Consider the following 19210-nt stretch of genomic DNA (forward strand, 5'->3'; position numbering starts at 1 on the left):
CATGGCGTTTCAACTGCTTGTCAACTTTATCATTGCCATTTTGTGGATGCTTTTTCAGAACAGCTTCACGTCCGTTGACTTTGTCATGGGTTACCTCATCGGGATGGCCGTCGTATTAGTTTTAATTCGCCTTAAGGGACACTATTTTTACATGCATCGCGTCTGGTCCTTCTTTAAGCTCATGGTCGTGTTCACAAAAGAGCTCACGATCGCCAACATTAATGTAGCGAAAATCGTTCTCAGCCCAAAGGTTAGGATCTCACCCGGGATCATTGCTGTGCCGACCGAGCTTGAAACAGACGCTGAAAAAACGCTGTTTGCCGTCATGATGACACTCACTCCGGGAACGCTCTCCATTGAGTTTTCTGAGGATGGCCATTATATCTTCGTGCACTGTCTCAACGCTGAAGACAAGGAAGGCATGGTCAATGACGTGAAAGGAACCTTTGAAACGGGGATTTTGGAGGTGACACGCCGCCATGTTTGACACGATTTTATCAATCGTTCTCTTGATGATGAGCATCTCCTGCCTGCTTTGCTTTATACGCGCCGTCCTCGGTCCAACGATGCACGATCGGATTGCTGCCCTCGACACGCTTGGTCTTCTTTTGATTGGCTTCGTTGGCGTCCTGATGTTAATGCAAAACACGCAAGCCTATACGGAAGTTGTCCTTGTTGTCGGTATTCTAGCTTTTATTGGCTCGATCGCTATGGCCAAGTTTCTTGAAAGGGGCGAGCTCTTTGACAGCGATTGAATGGATAGTCAGCATTTTTGTGATCGTCGGCGGGTTCTTTAGTTTGCTTGCTGGGATTGGCCTCATCCGGCTGCCAGACGTGTACGCACGGCTTCACGCAACAGGAAAAAACTCCACCTTTGGTGTAGTGACGATTATGCTCGGGACATTCCTATATTTCCTGATCGAAAACGAGATGTTCATTGGCAAGCTGCTGCTCACGATCTTGTTTGTTTTTATCACAGCGCCTGTAGCAGCACTGATGATTTCACGTTCCGCCTACCGAACCGGAGTTCCGCTCCACCCAACCTCCGTGAGAGATGAGATGAAGCCCTTTTACGAGGAGGAAAGGAAGCGAACGGGGGGGCAAAATTCCGAGTAAATTCGCAAAGCGAAAATACCGAAAAGCGCGGGCGGGTTGCACAGAAGCGAGGTTTTTGGAAGGCCTGCTCGAGAAATCCCGAGCTTCTACCCGCGCAGCTAGACAAAAAGAAGCGAACTCTGTGCTAGAGTTCGCTTCTTTTGTACAAGGAGAAACTATATGAACATAGGAAGTTACGACGTGGTTTGACTGACAAGCGTTGCAATCGTCTGCCCCATTTTTACATTCGTTCCAGGCTCAATAACAGGAGCAGCGATTCCGGCCTCCAGCACTAAAATCACCGTGGAGCCAAAGGAGAAATACGCCACTTCCTCCCCCTTTCTCCATACAGACTCATGCTTCGTCTTGACGATGCTATTAATATTGACAGCGCCGATGCTGATAAGGGCAAGCCTCTCCCCTTTCGCCCCCTTCAGGACAGAAACGAGACGCTTGTTTCGGGACAGCGGTTTCCTTCCGTACCTTAACCCCCATTCATTGACCGGATAGGAACGCCCGCCGAGCATCCATTCATCGGTACATGTAGCGTGCAACGGGCTATGAATACGGTGGTAATCTCGAGGGCTTAAATAGAGGATGAAATAGGTGCCTTTCGCGTACGTCTTCGCCATCTCTTCACTCCCGAGCATTTCTGCAAAGCTGTAGCGCTGCCCTTTCACCTCGAATTGAACATCGTTTGAGAGCGTACCGACCTCTGCACATCTTCCATCCACAGGCGAGATAAGATTCCTTGGAGACGCAGAAATCGAGCGCACGTCCTCTCGCAATTCGCGCGTAAACAGCTCGTGCAAACTCTGAAAGGAATCTACAGAGTCTTTGGCTTCAGCCATCTCTAAGCGAAACGTCTTGCAAAAAGACGGGATCAGCGGCCTTGACAGCCTTGACTTGGCAAAACGTTGCAATAGACTTGAGAATAACTTATGATTATGCAGTTCTATACAGGCTCGAAAGAATCCTTGTTTCAAGTAACTCACCTTTTCAGCGTCTATTTGGATGGTAGAAGCAGACGTTATCATTGATTTGTGCTATAATTTACCTTTAAGATCAAGGGCATTCTACAGCCCTAAAGGAGTGAAGCGAATGGACCTACTCAGTCAGCTTGACAATACGTTGAAAAAGCTGAAAGGTCAAGTAGCGAACTTGCTGACGCTGATCAATCTAAGTTTTGGAGCTCTTGCTATTATCTATATTCTTCAAGGAATGACCCGAACAGGGCTACTGCTTATCCTGATTGCCGCTATCTTTGACCGGCTTGATGGCCTTGTCGCTCGTAAGTTAAAAATTGAATCTGAGCTCGGCAAACAGCTTGATTCAATGAGTGACATGGTCTCATTCGGCATTGCCCCTGCGCTGTTGATCTATCAAGCAGAACTATCATCGCTAGGGATGACCGGAATGTTGCCTGTCGTTGTCTATATGTCTTGCGGGGCTCTTCGGCTAGCACGCTTTAACATCAGCGACACTGGTTCTGAATTTGTCGGTCTGCCGATCACCGCCGCAGGCTGTATTCTTGCCCTGCTATTATTGTTTTCCCCCCTCTCCAGTTCAGCCTTTGCGATCGTTACGCTACTTCTCTCATTGCTCATGATTAGCGTCTTTCGTATAAAAAAAATCTAGCGATTCTCTTCGTATCTTCGCAAGATTAGCAGAAAATCAATCGTCTGCTTTCTTTTCATTCGCTGTTTACCTAGAGAAATCTCAAAAAGCATGAAAAATACGGGTAGACATGCGTTAATTTCCGTCTAAAGGCTTGACACCACTGGCGTAGATGAGTAAATTAAGGGCAGGCGTTCATCCTGTCGATCTTTGCAAGATTGGATCGACATCTTCATCACGAAAGACTGATCATGGAATGATGGTTTTTACTAAAGATACGAAAGGGAGTTATCAAAAATGAACAAAACAGATCTAATCAATGCAGTAAGTGAACAAGCAGACATTTCTAAGAAAGATGCATCGAAAGCGGTTGACGCCGTATTTGACGGTATCACTGAATCTCTTGTAAAAGGGGATAAAATTCAACTTGTTGGTTTTGGGAGCTTTGAAGTTCGTGAGCGTTCTTCCCGTAAAGGCCGCAACCCACAAACAGGAGAGGAAATTGAAATTCCGGCTACAAAGAACCCGGCGTTCAAGCCAGGCAAACAGCTTAAAGACGCTGTGAATGAATAATAGACTGACCAAAAATCCATACACTGTCACCACTAGGGGGGCTGGCGAACGCTAGCTGAGAGAGGTACGGCCTTGACCCTATGGACCTGATCTAGGTAACACTAGCGGAGGGAAGTGGGGCACGAGCGCTACGGGAAATTTCGTCCCGTGCCCTCAAAACAGCCCCTTCCCAACGTCGGTGAGAAGGGGCTGTTTTTTGTTGGACAAGGAAAGAGGAATGGACACATTCCAGCTACACGAAGCAATCGACCGCCGCCAAGACGAGCTGCTTGAACTGGTGCAAACATTAATTCAGTTTGAAACGCCAAGCCCACCTGCGAGAAATACGGCAGACGCCCAGCAGTATATTGCGTCATATCTAGCTAACTACGGCTTTAGCATTGACACATGGGATGTCTACCCAGGTGACCCGAATGTCGTCGCCACCAAACACGGCTCAAAAAGTGAGAGTTACCAAAGTCTGCTGTTGAATGGCCACATTGACGTCGCCGCCGTAGAAGAGGACGAGCCTTGGACGACTCCTCCCTTCTCCGCTTCCATCCGTCACGGTTATCTGTACGGACGTGGAGCTGCCGATATGAAGGGTGGGCTTGGCACTAGCTTGTTCCTCTTGAAGCTATTCGATGAACTTAACATCAAGCTTGGCGGGGATCTCCTACTGCACTCCGTGGTAGGTGAAGAAGTAGGTGAAGCCGGGACAAAGCAGTGCCTTGAACGAGGCCATACCGCCGATTTTGCCATTGTTTGTGACACGAGCGACTGCCACATGCAAGGGCAAGGCGGAGTAATCACCGGGTGGATTACGGTAAAAAGCCCGACCACTCATCATGATGGCACGCGCCGACAAATGATTCATGCTGGCGGCGGAGTCCACGGAGCAAGCGCAATTGAAAAAATGATGACCCTTATTGAAAGTTTGCAAGTTTTGGAACGACACTGGGCCGTTACAAAATCTCACCCTGGTTTTCCAGCTGGTACAACAACGATTAATCCTGCCGTCATTGAAGGTGGACGTCATCCAGCCTTTATCGCCGATGAATGTTCGCTGTGGATCACTGTGCACTACTACCCGAATGAATCCCATGAAACGGTTACTGCTGAAATTGAAGAAGCCGTGCTCGCTCGTGCCCAAAGCGATCCGTGGTTAAAAGAACACCCACCAACCTTCCGCTGGGGCGGCACGTCGATGATCGAGGACCGCGGCGAGATTTTTCCCGCTCTGCCAATTGATCCTCATTGGGAAGCCCTCCCTCCTCTGCGAGACGCGCACAGACAAGCGTTTGGCACGGCACTCAAGGAGGGGATGTCGACAAGCGTCACCGACGGCGGTTGGCTCGCAGAAGGAGGTGTGCCTGCCGTCATTTATGGCCCAGGACAAATGAAGCATGCGCACAGTGTAGACGAACGCATTCGTATTGATGACTTACTGACGTACACGAAGTCACTGGCGACCTTTATTTTGACCTGGTGCAACACCAAGAAAGAAACCTGATCACTAGACGACTTTTGGAAAGGAATATGTACAATGGCTACCATTTATCGCGCGCTCACCATCGCTGGCACGGACCCGACAGGCGGTGCCGGCATTCAAGCCGATCTGAAGACATTCCAAGAGCGGGAAGTGTACGGCATGAGCGTCGTGACTTCGCTTGTGGCGCAGAACACCACGGGGGTTCAAGACATCCACCACCTGCCGCTTGATTTTATTGAGGCTCAGTTTCAATCGGTGATTACGGATATCTATCCGAACGCTGTTAAAACCGGGATGATTGCCACCCCCGAGATGATGTCGCTACTTAAAGAAAAAATCTCGGACCTTAGCCATACTCACTACGTCTGCGACCCGGTCATGATGGCGAAAAACGGAGATGCCCTCCTCTCTGAAGAAGTTCGTGCTCATTTACGCCACACGCTCGTCCCACTGGCTTCGATTGTCACACCCAATATCGCGGAAGCTGAAGACTTGGTGGAAATGACCATTGACACTAGAAAAGATATGCAGCAGGCAGCCACGCGCATTGTCAAAGAGCTTGGCGCTCATTCAGCCGTTGTCAAAGGGGGCAGTCTAGCTGGAGAGGCGGTCGATGTCTTTGTCGACCAGGCTGGCGCGGTTTTAGAGCTCGATGTTCCGCGGACAGAGACAAGGAACAACCACGGGACAGGGTGTACGTTTTCCGCGGCCATTTGCGCAGAACTGGCCAAGGGAAGCGAACTTTCAGACGCCGTGCAAACGGCAAAAATTTTCATATCAGATGCGATTGCCTACCAGCTCAATCTCGGACACGGCCACGGGCCGACCAATCACTGGGGCCATCGCTTACAAGGCTTACCCCACCCACAAACCAACGAGGAGTGAGACGATGACGTTTTCAAAACGATTGCGTGAGACCGCCGATGAGATTTGGGCTCAAAGCCATAAACACCCTTTTGTGCAAGGCATTGGCGACGGGTCTTTGGATATCGAATCCTTTAAGTTTTTCATGAAGCAAGACTATGTGTATTTGATCGATTACGCCCGTGTTTTTGCCGTTGGCAGTCTCAAAGCCACCCGTCTCGAGACAATGGCCGCCTTTGCTAAACATCTCGATGCAACGCTGAATGTGGAAATGGGCTTGCATCGCTCGTATGCCGCTCGCCTTGGCATCACCCGAGAAGAGCTCGAAGCGACAAAACCAGCACCAACGACGCTCGCCTACAGTAGCTACATGCTCGCTATCGGCCAGCGCGGCTCCCTTGCTGAACTGATTGCCGCGGTTCTCCCCTGCGCCTGGAGCTATTATGAAATTGGCAAAGAGCTTGCCAAGCGTCCAGGCGCAACGGAAGAGGAAACATACGGAGAGTGGATATCGATGTATGCATCCGACGAATTCGGGGAGATCGCCCAGTGGTTGATCGATTTGTTGGACGAACTGGCCACAGGGCGTTCGGAAGAGGAACTCCAAGAGCTCGAGAAGATTTTCTTAAACACGAGCCGGTTTGAATACATGTTCTGGGAGATGTCTTACCAACAAGCGACGTGGCCGCTGGCGGAAACGGCGGAGTAGCAGTACAACGCTTTTCGCTTCTTAAGAATTTACTGAAGCGAAAAGCGCTAGTTAACCTCTTCCTCGTTAAGTGCTCGAGCGTCACTCTCCGAAAATAGCGTTGTAACGGCAATATCAAAATCAAAGACTGTAACCTCGACTTCTTCAAACTAAATCTTCCTCGTTTAGATTACGAATATGGTACACTTAATAAGTACTCGAATTGTAACAATGAAACATACGAGGTGATTTTTTTGTTCACTGTTTTGCTGGGTTTGATGTCTCTTTTGCTCGTTTCTCTTCTTAAAAACTCCCTTTTATTTCAAATTATTGGTCTTGTAGTAGCTATTTTTAACCTTTTCTATATTAGCAAAAACAAAGATTTGACTTCATCTGTGAAAATTAGCGGGACAATCCTCTCCTTGTTAGTGATCATAATATTTGTAATAGTTTCAATGTGGATGGGAACATCGAATTAAACACGGCACAACAGGTTGGATAACTAACTACTTGGCTTTTTATCACTCTTCGTCAATAACCAGGAGGGGTCGCTTCGCTTTTACCTGTGTATGCATCAAGTTTCGAAAAATTTCCTCTTGACCGCGCTGCTAAGCTCACACAAAAGCCCCCCCAATGTGACTGCTTTGCCCTTTCTAACTCCTTCTTCCTTGACTATCCTTATAGAACTCATGAAACAGCTTCATCAGTGCACGTTTCTCAATTCGCGACACATAGCTTCTAGAGATGTTCAGCGCTTTGGCGATCTCACGCTGAGTACGTTCTTCTTCCAAGTTTAAGCCAAAACGCCCGACAATGACTTCTTTCTCACGCTCATCTAAGACGTGAATGTATTTGTAGATCTGTTTCTTTTCCATTTCCGTTTGAATGACGTCAACAATGTCATCGCCCTCTTCTTGAAGAATGTCGATGAGGGAAATTTCATTGCCTTCCTTATCCGTGCCGATTGGATCCTGCAGGGAAACATCTTTTTTGACTTTTTTCAAGGCGCGAAGATGCATGAGGATTTCATTTTCAATACAACGGGCCGCGTACGTAGCCAGCTTCGTTCCTTTTCCTTCCGAATAGCTTTCAATGGCCTTGATTAAGCCAATCGTTCCAATGGATATCAAGTCCTCCGTATCCTCGCGTGTGTTCTCAAATTTCTTAACAATGTGTGCCACTAGCCGCAAGTTATGTTCAATAAGCAAATTGCGTGCTTCACTGTCTCCTTCAGCCATGCGCGCTAAGTATTTTTTTTCGTCCTCCTTTGAGAGCGGTTGCGGGAATGCGTTGTTCTTGACATAGGAGACAAACACAATGACTTCCTTCACAAAGTACGTAATGGCTGCAATGATTCCGGACATACCCTCACCTCCAGGTTGCTACTTCATAGCTATGCAAAGTTGGGCTTGGGTGTGTCTGTACGAATGAATTTTGCCTTGGAGGCGTCTGTAACTGCTAAACTAAAGTAGACCGTTTCCGCTAGATAAAAATGAACACTTTTTTTCCAGGGGGTAACGGGGTGGCAGCACTCCTTTCGCTTTTTCCTCCCTCCCCCATCTGAAGAGACAATTATTCCTGCTACTGTTTAAGCCTACGCACAGAGCGGCAAGTGAAACCTTGCTGCTGATACGCTTGAAAATGAGCCGAATACGTTGTAGACTATAATTATTCTTTTCGATATCGAGGTTCTATATTGTTTTTCGATAATGTGAGGATGGAGGTGAATGCATGGAAGATAAACTGTTTCGGAGGTTATTTTTAGGATTTATTCAAATACATATCCTACACCACGCGAAAGAAGCTCCAATCTATGGGGTCTGGATGCTTGAAGAATTGAAGGAACATGGCTATACGATTAGCTCAGGTACGCTCTATCCGATCTTACACACTATGGAGGCTGATGGACTTCTTACGAAGGAAGAGCGAAATGTAGAAGGGAAAATTAGAAAGTACTATTCAACTACCAACAAAGGAAACACGGTTTTGATTGAAGCTAGAAAAAAAGCCTATGAGCTTTTTAAAGAGATTAAAGACTAGCAAAAGGGAGTTGTACGATGAACCGATTAAAACAACTAGTTGAAATTCTTATGGTCTCAACCAGGCTAGGTTTAACGTCATTTGGAGGACCTGTCGCTCACTTAGGGTATTTTCATGACGAATATGTGCGAAGAAGAAAATGGCTGGATGAACGTAGTTATGCTGATTTGGTCGCCCTTTGTCAGTTCTTACCGGGTCCAGCCAGTAGTCAAGTGGGAATAGGCATCGGGGTGATGCGAGCAGGAATACTGGGTGGTTTGATATCTTTTGTTGGATTCACACTGCCTTCCGTTCTTGTGCTCATCGTTTTTGCTTTATTTGCTCAAAATTTTGGCATTGGAGAAGCGGGATTTATACAGGGGCTGAAAATCGTCGCTGTCGCCGTTGTCGCCCATGCCATTCTAGGGATGGCCCAAAAGTTAACCCCTGATTTAAAACGAAAAGCGATCGCACTTTTCGCTTTAGTCGGTACATTGTTATGGCCGACTGCGTTTACTCAAGTGGGCGTGATTGTCATCGCCGGTTTCGTGGGGTATTGGATGTATAAACAAACCCAAAGCGATGAGGAATCAACCGCACCATTCCCTATTTCCCGTCGCTTTGCGAGTCTGTGCCTGACTGTATTCTTTGGGCTGCTCCTTGGTTTGCCCCTTTTGAGTAGTGTTACTTCCATGAGCTGGATCACCATGTTTGACAGTTTTTATCGAGCCGGTTCGTTAGTATTCGGGGGCGGGCATGTGGTATTACCCTTGTTGGAACGTGAATTCGTTCCTACTGGATGGATTAGTGAAGAAGCATTTCTCGCAGGATACGGCGCAGCTCAGGCAGTCCCAGGACCGCTATTTACATTCGCAGCCTATATCGGTGCAGTCATGAATGGATGGTCTGGCGGAATACTAGCAACAATTGCCATCTTCTTGCCAGCATTCCTTCTTATTGTCGGTGTTTTGCCGTTTTGGAACACCTTACGTCGGAATTCTACCATTAAGGGAGCGTTAATGGGGGTCAATGCGGCAGTCGTTGGGATTTTAATTTCTGCCTTTTATCATCCAATCTGGACGAGTTCGATCTTAGCTCCACTTGATTTTGCCTTTGCTGCGATCTTGTTTAGCATGCTTGTCTATTGGAAATTGCCTCCATGGATCATCGTTTTAACGGGTGCCATCGGCGGATCGCTTCTAGCCCTCTTATGAGGAGGAAAATTCCTTCTCCTCGAGCTTCGAGCTCTTATTCTTGGGTCAGCTCAAGTCTCCTTTAAAAGCACAAGAGGCGCATCAGGTAAACTTGATGCGCCTCTTAGCATTGGCCGCCCGTACGGATCGATTCGCCAAGATTTGTCTCCCACCTCCCGCTTTTAAATTCCGTCTTTTTCAAAGCGTTTTAAGTCTTTGTTCTCACCAACAACAATTAAAACATCGTTCTCGCTGATCTCGTCATCGGGCATCGGCGAAATATTCAACTTATCTCCAGTCTTAATGCCTAAGATCGTGCATCCATATTTCTTTCGGATGTTCAGCCCGGCAAGGGTTTTGCCGGAAATTTTCTTTGAAGCTTTCAATTCGACAATGCTGTGATCCATTGACAGCTCGATGTAATCAATGACTTTTTCAGAATCGAGGCTATGGGCAATTCTAATTCCCATGTCATGCTCTGGGTGAATAATGCGGTCGGCCCCAATCTTCTCAAGCACCCGGTGATGGTGATGATTGCGGGCTTTGACCCATACATTCTCAACCTCAAATTCTTTTAAAATGAGGGTGGTTAAAATACTTGCCTGTATATGATCACCGATCGCGACGATAACATAGCTGAAATTGTTGATGCCAATCGACTGCAATGCTTTTTCATCTGTAGATTCTGCAATGATGGCTCGTGTCGAGAAAGCAATGGCGTCCTCGACTTTTTTCTCATTACGGTCCACAGCCAGCACTTCATGGCCAAGTTTATAAAGCTCACTGCAGACACTCGTGCCAAATCGTCCCAGTCCAATAACGGCAAATTGTTTTCGCATGACACTGGCCTCCTTATTGTTCCCCATACTTTTTCACAGACCCACTCATTCAATTTAAGAACGGGTCCCCCTCGTTTATCCCTCACTAAGGCTGTATCTCTACGCACAAACGTGTTAAATTCAATTGAATACTACTCCTCTAAAATTTAAATGTCAAACACCATTCTCGCCTCGTCTAAAAGCCCGTTCTTATTCACTCAACTTTCGGAGTTAGAAAACACAGTGGAATCCCTATTGCTTGTTAGTAGGAGAGAACCCCGGGGTTGTTGCTTCTCCTGTCCGATTGAAGCTCGCTCCTGTCCGTATGAGCACTCCTCTTGTCCGATTGAGGCTCCTCTTGTCGGTATGAGGATCGTTCCTATCGAGAATAGCTGCACCTAATTCATTATACCAGTGGATGAGGTGCACTTTCCGTGGCCGAAAGTTGAATTATTCAACTAAAGAGGGGCAAGGAACCGCCCTTAATAAAGTGGCAAAGTTCATCTGAGACTGATATACTAAGCCCATTAAAGGGAGGCATGATGGGAAAATGAAAGGGAAAACATGGAATCCGTTCCAACTTATTTTGCTTGTCTATCTGGCAGCGATGCTGCTTTTTAGCGCACTTCTATACATTCCTGCTTTCCATGAGCCTGGCATCACTCTTTCTTATCGCGACGCCCTGTTCACGTCCGTCAGCGCCGTTAGTGTCACTGGGCTGGTGACCATTGATGTCATTGAGACGTTTAACTGGGCAGGAGTCTTCGTGCTTGCTCTCGCGATTCAGGTGGGCGGGATTGGAATCATGACACTCGGGACGTTTGCCTGGCTAGTTCTAGGTAGAAAAATTAACCTTGCTCAGCGACTTTTAATTATGGTCGATCAAAACCGAGTGCAAAATCAATTGGCTGGCCTTGTAAAACTAATGCGTAACTTACTATTTGTGGCCTTACTATTTGAAGGGATTGGCGCAATCATACTAGGAATGTACTACCTTCGCTTCTTTGATAGCACGATGGAGGCATATATTCAAGGAGCGTTTGCCGCCCTTAGCGCATTTACGAACGCAGGGTTTGATTTAACCGGTCAGTCCCTCATTCCTTTTGCAGGAGATTACTTTGTTCAACTCATCACCATATTACTCATTTTTGCCGGCTCGATCGGATTCCCTGTATTGCTGGAGTGCATCGAATACATAAAGCAGCGTGGCCACAACTTTCGGTTTAGCCTGTTTACTAAGCTTACAACATCCACATATTTCATCGTATTTGTAATTGGCGTGGCTGGCATATGGTTCCTGGAAAAAGATTTTGCGTTTGCGGGAATGAATTGGCATGAACAGCTTTCCCAATCCATTTTTAATTCCGCGACAACGAGAAGTGCGGGCCTAACTACGATGGACATCAGTCAACTTCAAATTCCTGCTCTTTTGTTTATGTCGAGTCTGATGGTGATTGGCGCCAGTCCCTCAAGTGTAGGAGGCGGCATCCGAACAACGACACTCGCGGTGATGTTCTTAACGCTACGAAGCTTTGCCTTAGGAAAACGTGATGTAAAAGTTTTTGGAAGACAAATTCATAGAGACGATCAACAAAAGTCGTTCATTGTGCTATCCATCTTTACAGCGATGTTATTTGCTGCCCTCATTTTGGTAATGGCTTTTGAACAAGGTCGCGGCATTCCTCTGATTGCGGTCTTTTTCGAAATCGCCTCTGCATTCGGAACCTGTGGGCTTTCAGTCGGCATCACACCAGATTTAACCTTTCCAAGCCAGGTGGTATTGATGGTTCTCATGTTCGTTGGTCGCGTTGGCATCGTCGCTGTCCTTTTCTCCTTTCGTGCGAAAGAGCAGCATAGTCATTACAAATACCCGACCGAGCGGATCATTATTGGGTAATTGGCGTATTCCATCGGCCTGCTCCTTTTCCTAAAGGGGCAGGCGCTATAGTTGACACCCCTCTCCCTCTCGTTAAAAAGACAGAGGTCGTACGCTTTGGCTAGTAGTGTGCCCATCCCTTCAAACACTGGCCCCTCAAGTTTCCTCGCTGTAATTTACTAGTTAGACTCAACTATGTCAAGGATCGTCCTCACCCTGCTTGCTCGTTTTATTCCTCAAAAGAAAAGGCCCAGCCCTCTATCGAGAACTGGACCTTTAACCCTAAAGGATCGGCGCCATTTTCACTGGGCCCGCCTCAAATCTTAAAATTCATCTTAATAATCCCGGCTTCTCTCGCAGAAGTAAATGCAATGAGAATTAATGGCCCTACCACAAACCCAATAACACCAAATAACATAAGCCCTAAATACATAGAGATCAGGGTCGCTAACGGGGACAATCCTATATGGGTCCCCATCACCTTTGGCTCAACCGTTCGTCTTATCACTAACAGCACCCCTGCTAATATCAACAACTGAGTGCCTGTGGAGGCATCGCCTGCAATGAATTGAAAAATCGCCCATGGGGCTAGCACCGCAATGGATCCAATGATGGGAACAAAATCAATAATCCAAATGATAAGAGACATTAATAGGGCTACTTCAGGTGCTATAAACAACAATCCAATCAGCGACACCAAAAAAATGAAAATGCTCACGATAAATTGAGCTTTTAAAAACCCGAATACCACATAGGACAAACGTGCTGTCATAAAATTAACCTGTTCCTTTGTTTTTTCCGTAAAATATGAGAACAGGATGGTTTTTAAACGTGGCATTTCCAACAGAAACAAGAACAAGGCGATTACGTAAACAAGAAATGACACTAAATAGCCTGGAATGCTTGATATGACCGATGCCGCTCGAGAGATTACATTTAAATCAGCGATGCTTGTGCCGATATTATTTAAGGTTCTTGTTACTTCTTGATTGACGGCTCGAACAAAATCTGGAGGAATACTTTCGTTGTTACTAAGGGAGTGCTGAAAACTCAGCCAAGCGCTATTCAAATCATTGATGTACCTTGGTAGATTTTCGGCAAATTGAGTGCCCTGCGTCCCAACGATGATAGCAAGACAGTATGTCACTAATCCGACAACCAACAAAAATAAGCTAAAAACAGCCATCACAGCCAACTGATATGTAAGCTTTATTCGTCTGGTTAGAAGCTTAACACCAGGTAACAACAAGAGCGAAGTCACGAAGGCTGCTATCAGGGGAATGGAGACAGGTAAAATAAAATAACCTAGCACCACAAGAACGAAAAGAAAAATCAATAATTTTACATTTTTTCTGGTGAATACGTTCGTCACATTTCAACCTCTTTCTCTACCCGACTTTTCTTATACCCATTATAATATAGGTATCGCATAAACAGACATAGAAATTTTACTATAAAACGAAGCTTATGCCCTGAAAAGTGCTGGAAAAGACGCGGGAGCAGGAGAACATCATGGTAGTCTGATTCTGTAATCGTTCGCATAACTCATTTCCACTCCTTTTTCTTATCGTACCATCCACCTAACTCGACGTCACTACTGGAAATGGCTATACTAAGGGAGACATGCTTATGAAAGGGGTTTACGATGAAATTTATAGATAATGCAAACATCACGGATCCACGGATTAATTTGGCGATTGAAGAATGGGCCTTAAAGAATCTAGACCCCGAGGAAACGTATTTGCTGTTTTATATAAACGAACCGTCAATCATTATTGGCAAAAACCAAAATACGTTTGAGGAAATCAACCTCGACTACGTGAACGAGAACCACATTCATGTTGTCCGCCGTCTTTCCGGTGGGGGTGCGGTCTACCATGATCTTGGGAACCTTAATTTCAGTTTTATTACCAAGGACGACGGGGACTCGTTCCACAACTTCCAAAAGTTCACAGAGCCGGTGGTACAAGCGCTTAAGAAACTTGGAGTGGACGCGGAGCTGAGTGGCCGAAACGATTTGCAGGTTGGCGAGCGAAAGATTTCTGGAAATGCCCAGTTCACGACTAAGGGACGGATGTTTTCCCACGGCACGCTCATGCTTGATTCAGAAGTCGAGAATGTTGTCTCTGCGCTTAAAGTCAAAGACGACAAAATTAAGTCCAAAGGCATTAAGTCGATTCGCAGCCGAGTCGCCAATATTTCGGAGTTTCTTGAGCCAACGATGTCGATGGAGGAATTTAAGCAGCTTTTGCTTCGCTACATCTTTGATATCGAGGAAAGCAGCGATGTTCCAACATATGCACTAACAGAGGAGAACTGGAAAGAGATTCATGCTTTGTCCGAAGAACGTTATCGCAACTGGGATTGGAACTTCGGCAAGTCTCCAGCGTTTGATTTCCAGCGTTCGCACCGCTTTCCAGTCGGCAATATTGATTTGCGCATGAACGTCGAAAAAGGCGTGATTGAAGAAGTGAAAATCTACGGCGATTTCTTTGGGGTCGAGGATGTTCGCACACTTGAAGAGACGCTTGTTGGTACACGCTATGAGTCAGAAGCGATTCGGCAGGTACTCGCAAATGTGGATTTAAAAAAGTACTTTGGCAATATTGAAAACCAAGATTTCCTTTCGCTCATATACTAATTGGACAGGAGACTGACAGGGCGTTGGTCTTCTTTTCTAAAACCGAAATGCGCAGGCGAATTCCAATGTGATGGTGCACCTCATCATAACTATCAGTACCGTTGTTGGTCCTCCACAAACTGATCGATTCGTTTGATTTTTAAATACGCGCGGTCTTCGACAAGAATAAAACCCGAAAATGCGGTCTATAACCAACTTTTCGCGGCTCTTATTGCCTATGTGCTGTTGAACTGGGTCTACGCGAAAACAGCGAAAGGGCGCGTGTTTAAACGCCTCTCCTTCACATCGTTTCAGCGCCAATTGATCGCTCGCACATTATCCACAGTATCCATCGACTGGTTTTCGGAACTGATGGTTTCCTGGAAAAGTTCCGACATTTACAAGGGAGAGGTCTTCCTAATTATGGATAATCAACACGCATGCTTTGGATTCTTGTTTTTAGGAGGGCGACCCAGCTTGGGACCTGTGAGACGAATGCCACGCTTCTTGCAGTCGTTTCGGTTTCTCGCGTGTGAGATAAACCTTGTCCGCCAACACCGCTTCCGGATAGGTTCCGGGTTTTGGTTCTTGTGGAACGGCTAAAATAGAGTATATATTACGATCAAATTTTGCCTCTGTTTGACGTTGATTTGTATGTAGCCGCGATCGACTAAAGGTTTACGCCATTTGAAATTGAATGGCTGCATCCATAAAAAATCCTCCTAGTTTACCCACTTTTACCAAGGGACTTTAGGAGGGCAAATCCAACTTTTAAGGTTTGGCATGCTTCCTGAAAGGTTTTGCTAATATATTGTGGCCCATTGTCTGTGCGGATGATAGGCTTTGAATCTGCTTCATGTAGAGAGCGCTTTAACAGGCTCTGTTGCAAGCAAAGCTTGTACGGCATGCTTGCCTTCACATGTAAGTCCGCTGTAGTAACCCACGACACCGCAGTCAGCGGTGAGCTACGATGGCTGCGTTACCTGTGTCCAAGGATTCTTTGATGATTTGATGGTTAAATTCAGGTGTATATTGCTTTCGTTTCAGTTTCATAGTTGTATTCCCCCTGACATCCTTAATTATTATTGTAGTAAATGAGTGTGCAGAGTTATTTCAGAAAAATAATCACATAATGGAAGACCACTTTGTTTGGCACATAGGTTCAACCACCAAACGCCTCCGTTTACCAAAACCGAGGGGATCTACATTGTGATCCCTCGGTTGCAACCGTTCCTTATTGGTTTTGTCCGTAATAGGCGTCCGTCCCATGTTTTCTTAGAAAGTGTTTTTCCAGGATCGATGGTGAAATGGCGTTAACCGAAGCATTGAGTTGCACGGTGTGATAGGCCATCTTGGCGACTTCTTCCATGACGACGGCATTGTGGAGGGCTTCTCCAGCATCTTTGCCCCAACAGAACGGGGCATGGTTGTTCACTAACACACCAGGCATCTGGTTGGGGTCCAACTCATGACTACGAAAAGTCTCATCAATCACATGGCCGGTCTGCAGCTCATAATCTCCTTCAATTTCTGCGGTTTTCATTTTTCTCGTACACGGAATGTCCCCGTAGAAATAGTCTGCGTGGGTTGTGCCTAGAGCAGGCACCGGTAATCCGGCCTGAGCCCAGGTGGTCGCCCACGGGGAATGAGTATGAACGATACCACCTATCGTGGGGAAGGCCTGGTACAGTGCCACATGGGTCGGTGTATCTGAGGAGGGCTTTAGTTTGCCTTCCACCTTGTTGCCTTGCAGATCAACAACGACGAGATCATCCTTCTGTAACACATCATAACCTACACCGCTTGGTTTGATTACGACGAGCCCCTGTTCCCGGTCAATCCCACTCACATTCCCCCATGTGAAGGTAACCAGCTCATACTCCGGAAGTTGCAGGTTCGCGTCTAGCACTTTCTGCTTTAATTCTTCTAACATCGTATCACCTTCTCTTTGCATCACTTTTCATTCATTGTATTTCTTAATGTTGAGGTCGGTGGCTTCTTCTTTGATCGTTTTTAATCGTTTCATGACATCGTTGGTGCCCCGTCCGAAATAATCGTGAAGCCTCCGATACTCTTGATATAAGTCATCGTATATACGCACGTGTTCAGGGTTAGGATGATACGTTTCCTCTTTCAGATGAGCCATCTTGGTAGCGGCTTCCACAATACTGCTATGACCTCCTTTTTTTTCACCGGCAGCAACAGCGGCAAACATGGCTGCCCCCAAGGCAGGGGTCTCCGTAGAAGCGGCGATTTTTATAGGACGGTTCGTAATATCGGCATAGAGTTGCATGAGCAAGTGGTTCTTCTGAGGCAAGCCACCACAGGCAACGAGCTCTTGAACAGAGATGTCGTGCGCCTCAAAGGCTTCAATAATGGTCCGTGTCCCAAATGCGGTCGCTTCCAGTAAGGCACGGTAGATTTCTTGGGGTTGGGTTACTAGTGTGAGGCCGAGGATCATACCCGTTACGTTTGTATCCACCAACACGGAGCGATTCCCATTCCACCAATCCAACGCGAGTAATCCGGTTTCCCCCGGCGCATATTGACTCGCTTGCTCCTCTAACCATTCATGCACACTGACGCCTTGTTTGTGCGCCTTCTCTTGCACATAGGAGGGCAGCGCTTTTTCTACATACCAGGCAAAAATGTCTCCAACTGCAGATTGCCCCGCCTCGTAGCCATAGTATCCCGGGATAATCCCGTCTTCGACGACGCCACACATGCCCTCTACGAACTTTTCCTCTTCTCCGAGCAGCGTATGGCAAATGGACGTACCCATAGCCATGACCATGGTTCCCGGGGAAACGACACCACTGGCCGGCACGGCAGCATGAGCATCGACGTTCCCAACAGCGACGGCGGTTTGTGGCGTTAAGCCCATCATGTCGGCCATGTCCCACTTAAGGTCTCCGGCTTTGGTTCCCAAGGGGACCACCTCTCCACGCAGCTTCGTGTGGGCAATGCTTTGTAGACGAGGATCCAACGCCTTGAAAAAAGAAGGCTCCGGATAACCGTCTTGTTTGTGCCAGATCGCTTTGTATCCGGCGGTGCAACTGTTACGCAGAATGTGCCCGGTCATTTGGGAGATGACCCAGTCCGTCGCTTCCAGGAAACGATCCGTGGCCTCGTATACGTCAGGCGCTTCATTCAAAATTTGCCATACTTTTGGCAGCATCCATTCTGAGGATATTTTACCGCCATATCTTTTTAAAAAGGATTCTCCTTTTTGCTCGGCCACTGCGTTCAAACGATCGGCTTCATCCTGCGCCGCGTGGTGCTTCCATTTTTTGACCCAGCTGTGAGGATGTACGGACCATTCTTCTGTTAGACAAAGGGGGACTCCTTTGTCATTGACCGGAAGCATCGTACAAGCTGTGAAGTCAATTCCGATACCGATAATGTGTTGCGGATCCACCCCGGACTCCCTGATCACTTCCGGCACAGAATGGCGTAAGACGTCGATATAATCGCCTGGATGTTGCAGGGCCCAGTCCATGCCAAGTGCTTCTCCGCCAGAAGGCAGTTGGTTGTCGATCACACCGTGTGGATATACCGTTGTATGCGTGGCTAGCTCTTCTCCACTGAACACGTCAACCAATATGGCGCGACCGGATAGCGTACCGTAATCTACACCAATGGTATAGGTCTTGTTCATGTTCGTTCCTCCTCGTATAGTATGTTTAGGCCTAGAAATCCCAGGCCCTTTATTCCTTCTTGCGGACGTATTCCAAGGGTTTCTTCTTGGGCGTCTCTAGATATTTCTAGATAATGGTCTTAGGATCATTTGGGACAATTCGTTCCCTCCTTGTAGCTCGCTACACGAAAAGACTGTTTCTCAGTTTACATGCGGCACTTCCTACTCGCAGGCTGAGCCCTCGGCCTCTCGAACTAAGAATCTAGTAGCCCCGGCGGCTTTCGATGCCGAAGGAGTTCTGATACACGAGGTTGATGATCGGAGTTCACACTAGAGATTTCTCGAGGCGTCACGCGATGATGGAACTCTTTTTAGAAAAATATAGCCTGGAAGAGCTGGCCCAGCTGCCACTTGAGGAACTGACCGCCTTTTTGCAGGAAAAAGGCAAAAACCGGTTCCCGGATCCCGAAGCCGTCGCCGCCTCGATCCAACGCGCGTTGCGCTCTTCGTACCGTTGGACAAGGTGGTTGAGAATTTCATTGAACGTCCTTCTCGGGACATCCATTGAACTGATCCGCTCCTTTCAACGCCAGATCAAAGAGATTGATAAGACGATTACACGCCTCATTGATGGGATCACGCAGACCTTGGCATCCGTTCCAGGCATTGGGCCCGTCTTTACGGCAGGCATCATCGCTGAAATCGGACAGGTGCTTGACATACTACCACAGGTCTTTCA

General features: G+C 47.1%; 18 protein-coding genes, 2 pseudogenes and 1 riboswitch. Of the genes and pseudogenes, 13 read left to right on the plus strand and 7 right to left on the minus strand.

Annotation, left to right across the window (positions count from 1 at the left end):
* Nucleotide 1 precedes the first annotated feature (1 nt).
* The 3 genes from AVZ68_RS01140 to mnhG are packed head-to-tail and all read left to right on the plus strand — an operon-like array spanning nt 2 to nt 1116.
* Nucleotides 2-487, plus strand: a complete 486-nt coding sequence (locus tag AVZ68_RS01140; protein WP_059102698.1) for a Na+/H+ antiporter subunit E — start codon at nt 2-4, stop codon at nt 485-487.
* Nucleotides 480-755, plus strand: coding sequence for a Na(+)/H(+) antiporter subunit F1 (locus tag AVZ68_RS01145; RefSeq protein ID WP_059102699.1), 276 nt, complete (start codon nt 480-482; stop codon nt 753-755). Before AVZ68_RS01140 ends, AVZ68_RS01145 begins: the two co-directional genes overlap by 8 nt.
* Nucleotides 742-1116, plus strand: a complete 375-nt coding sequence (gene mnhG, locus AVZ68_RS01150; RefSeq protein ID WP_059102700.1) for a monovalent cation/H(+) antiporter subunit G — start codon at nt 742-744, stop codon at nt 1114-1116. The genes AVZ68_RS01145 and mnhG overlap by 14 nt, the downstream gene beginning before the upstream one ends.
* Before the next feature lie 173 nt (nt 1117-1289).
* Here the strand turns inward: mnhG and AVZ68_RS01155 are convergent, their stop codons facing one another.
* On the minus strand, nt 1290-2081 hold the full coding sequence (locus AVZ68_RS01155) for a phosphatidylserine decarboxylase (protein WP_180316652.1): 792 nt from the start codon (nt 2079-2081) through the stop codon (nt 1290-1292).
* A 115-nt stretch (nt 2082-2196) separates the two neighbouring features.
* Here AVZ68_RS01155 and pssA point away from each other — a divergent pair, with 115 nt between their 5' ends.
* The 5 genes from pssA (at nt 2197) to tenA (ending at nt 6329) form a co-directional block, all read left to right on the plus strand.
* Nucleotides 2197-2733, plus strand: a complete 537-nt coding sequence (pssA, locus tag AVZ68_RS01160) for a CDP-diacylglycerol--serine O-phosphatidyltransferase (protein ID WP_059102702.1) — start codon at nt 2197-2199, stop codon at nt 2731-2733.
* 276 nt (nt 2734-3009) lie between these two features.
* On the plus strand, nt 3010-3285 hold the full coding sequence (locus AVZ68_RS01165) for an HU family DNA-binding protein (RefSeq protein WP_059102703.1): 276 nt from the start codon (nt 3010-3012) through the stop codon (nt 3283-3285).
* Nucleotides 3286-3309: 24 nt separating this feature from the next.
* A riboswitch (TPP riboswitch) is annotated at nt 3310-3415 on the plus strand.
* A gap of 87 nt (nt 3416-3502) precedes the next feature.
* Entirely contained in the window at nt 3503-4777 is a 1275-nt protein-coding gene (locus AVZ68_RS01170; protein WP_059102914.1) for an acetylornithine deacetylase, read from the plus strand.
* Nucleotides 4778-4810: 33 nt separating this feature from the next.
* Nucleotides 4811-5641, plus strand: a complete 831-nt coding sequence (gene thiD / locus AVZ68_RS01175) for a bifunctional hydroxymethylpyrimidine kinase/phosphomethylpyrimidine kinase (protein ID WP_059102704.1) — start codon at nt 4811-4813, stop codon at nt 5639-5641.
* Between the two features lie 4 nt (nt 5642-5645).
* Nucleotides 5646-6329 (plus strand): thiaminase II, encoded by a 684-nt coding sequence (tenA, locus tag AVZ68_RS01180; RefSeq protein ID WP_059102705.1) that lies wholly within the window; start codon nt 5646-5648, stop codon nt 6327-6329.
* Nucleotides 6330-6961: 632 nt separating this feature from the next.
* On the opposite strand, the gene sigK is transcribed toward tenA, so the two are convergent.
* Nucleotides 6962-7672: an RNA polymerase sporulation sigma factor SigK gene (sigK, locus tag AVZ68_RS01185; RefSeq protein WP_059102706.1), complete on the minus strand. Its 711-nt coding sequence runs from the start codon at nt 7670-7672 to the stop codon at nt 6962-6964.
* Between the two features lie 367 nt (nt 7673-8039).
* On the opposite strand from sigK, the gene AVZ68_RS01190 reads away from it, so the two are divergent.
* Entirely contained in the window at nt 8040-8348 is a 309-nt protein-coding gene (locus AVZ68_RS01190; protein ID WP_059102707.1) for a PadR family transcriptional regulator, read from the plus strand.
* Nucleotides 8349-8365: 17 nt separating this feature from the next.
* Nucleotides 8366-9541 (plus strand): chromate transporter, encoded by a 1176-nt coding sequence (locus AVZ68_RS01195; RefSeq protein ID WP_059102708.1) that lies wholly within the window; start codon nt 8366-8368, stop codon nt 9539-9541.
* Nucleotides 9542-9702: 161 nt separating this feature from the next.
* Here AVZ68_RS01195 and AVZ68_RS01200 read toward each other — a convergent pair whose 3' ends face one another.
* Entirely contained in the window at nt 9703-10359 is a 657-nt protein-coding gene (locus AVZ68_RS01200) for a potassium channel family protein (RefSeq protein WP_059102709.1), read from the minus strand.
* Nucleotides 10360-10888: 529 nt separating this feature from the next.
* Between AVZ68_RS01200 and AVZ68_RS01205 the strand changes: the two genes are divergently transcribed.
* Nucleotides 10889-12235, plus strand: a complete 1347-nt coding sequence (locus AVZ68_RS01205) for a TrkH family potassium uptake protein (protein ID WP_059102710.1) — start codon at nt 10889-10891, stop codon at nt 12233-12235.
* 295 nt (nt 12236-12530) lie between these two features.
* On the opposite strand, the gene ytvI is transcribed toward AVZ68_RS01205, so the two are convergent.
* Nucleotides 12531-13586 carry a sporulation integral membrane protein YtvI gene (gene ytvI / locus AVZ68_RS01210; protein WP_059102711.1) on the minus strand — a complete coding sequence of 352 codons (1056 nt, stop codon included), beginning with the start codon at nt 13584-13586 and terminating at the stop codon, nt 12531-12533.
* Between the two features lie 273 nt (nt 13587-13859).
* On the opposite strand from ytvI, the gene lplA reads away from it, so the two are divergent.
* Nucleotides 13860-14855, plus strand: coding sequence for a lipoate--protein ligase (lplA, locus tag AVZ68_RS01215; protein WP_059102712.1), 996 nt, complete (start codon nt 13860-13862; stop codon nt 14853-14855).
* A 434-nt stretch (nt 14856-15289) separates the two neighbouring features.
* Here the strand turns inward: lplA and AVZ68_RS20085 are convergent.
* From AVZ68_RS20085 to AVZ68_RS01225, 3 genes and pseudogenes are all read right to left on the minus strand, one after another.
* Nucleotides 15290-15410, minus strand: a pseudogene (locus AVZ68_RS20085) (transposase); the annotation flags it as partial.
* Nucleotides 15411-16068: 658 nt separating this feature from the next.
* The gene (gene araD / locus AVZ68_RS01220) at nt 16069-16767 is read right to left on the minus strand and encodes an L-ribulose-5-phosphate 4-epimerase (protein WP_059102713.1); all 699 of its coding nucleotides are present in this window, start codon (nt 16765-16767) and stop codon (nt 16069-16071) included.
* A 27-nt stretch (nt 16768-16794) separates the two neighbouring features.
* The gene (locus tag AVZ68_RS01225) at nt 16795-18492 is read right to left on the minus strand and encodes a ribulokinase (protein WP_059102714.1); all 1698 of its coding nucleotides are present in this window, start codon (nt 18490-18492) and stop codon (nt 16795-16797) included.
* Between the two features lie 329 nt (nt 18493-18821).
* Here AVZ68_RS01225 and AVZ68_RS01230 point away from each other — a divergent pair.
* Nucleotides 18822-19184, plus strand: a pseudogene (locus AVZ68_RS01230) (IS110 family transposase); the annotation flags it as partial.
* Nucleotides 19185-19210: the final 26 nt, after the last annotated feature.

Origin of the sequence: Shouchella shacheensis (assembly GCF_001484965.1) — a bacterium.
Lineage (GTDB): Bacteria > Bacillota > Bacilli > Bacillales > Bacillaceae_D > Shouchella > Shouchella shacheensis.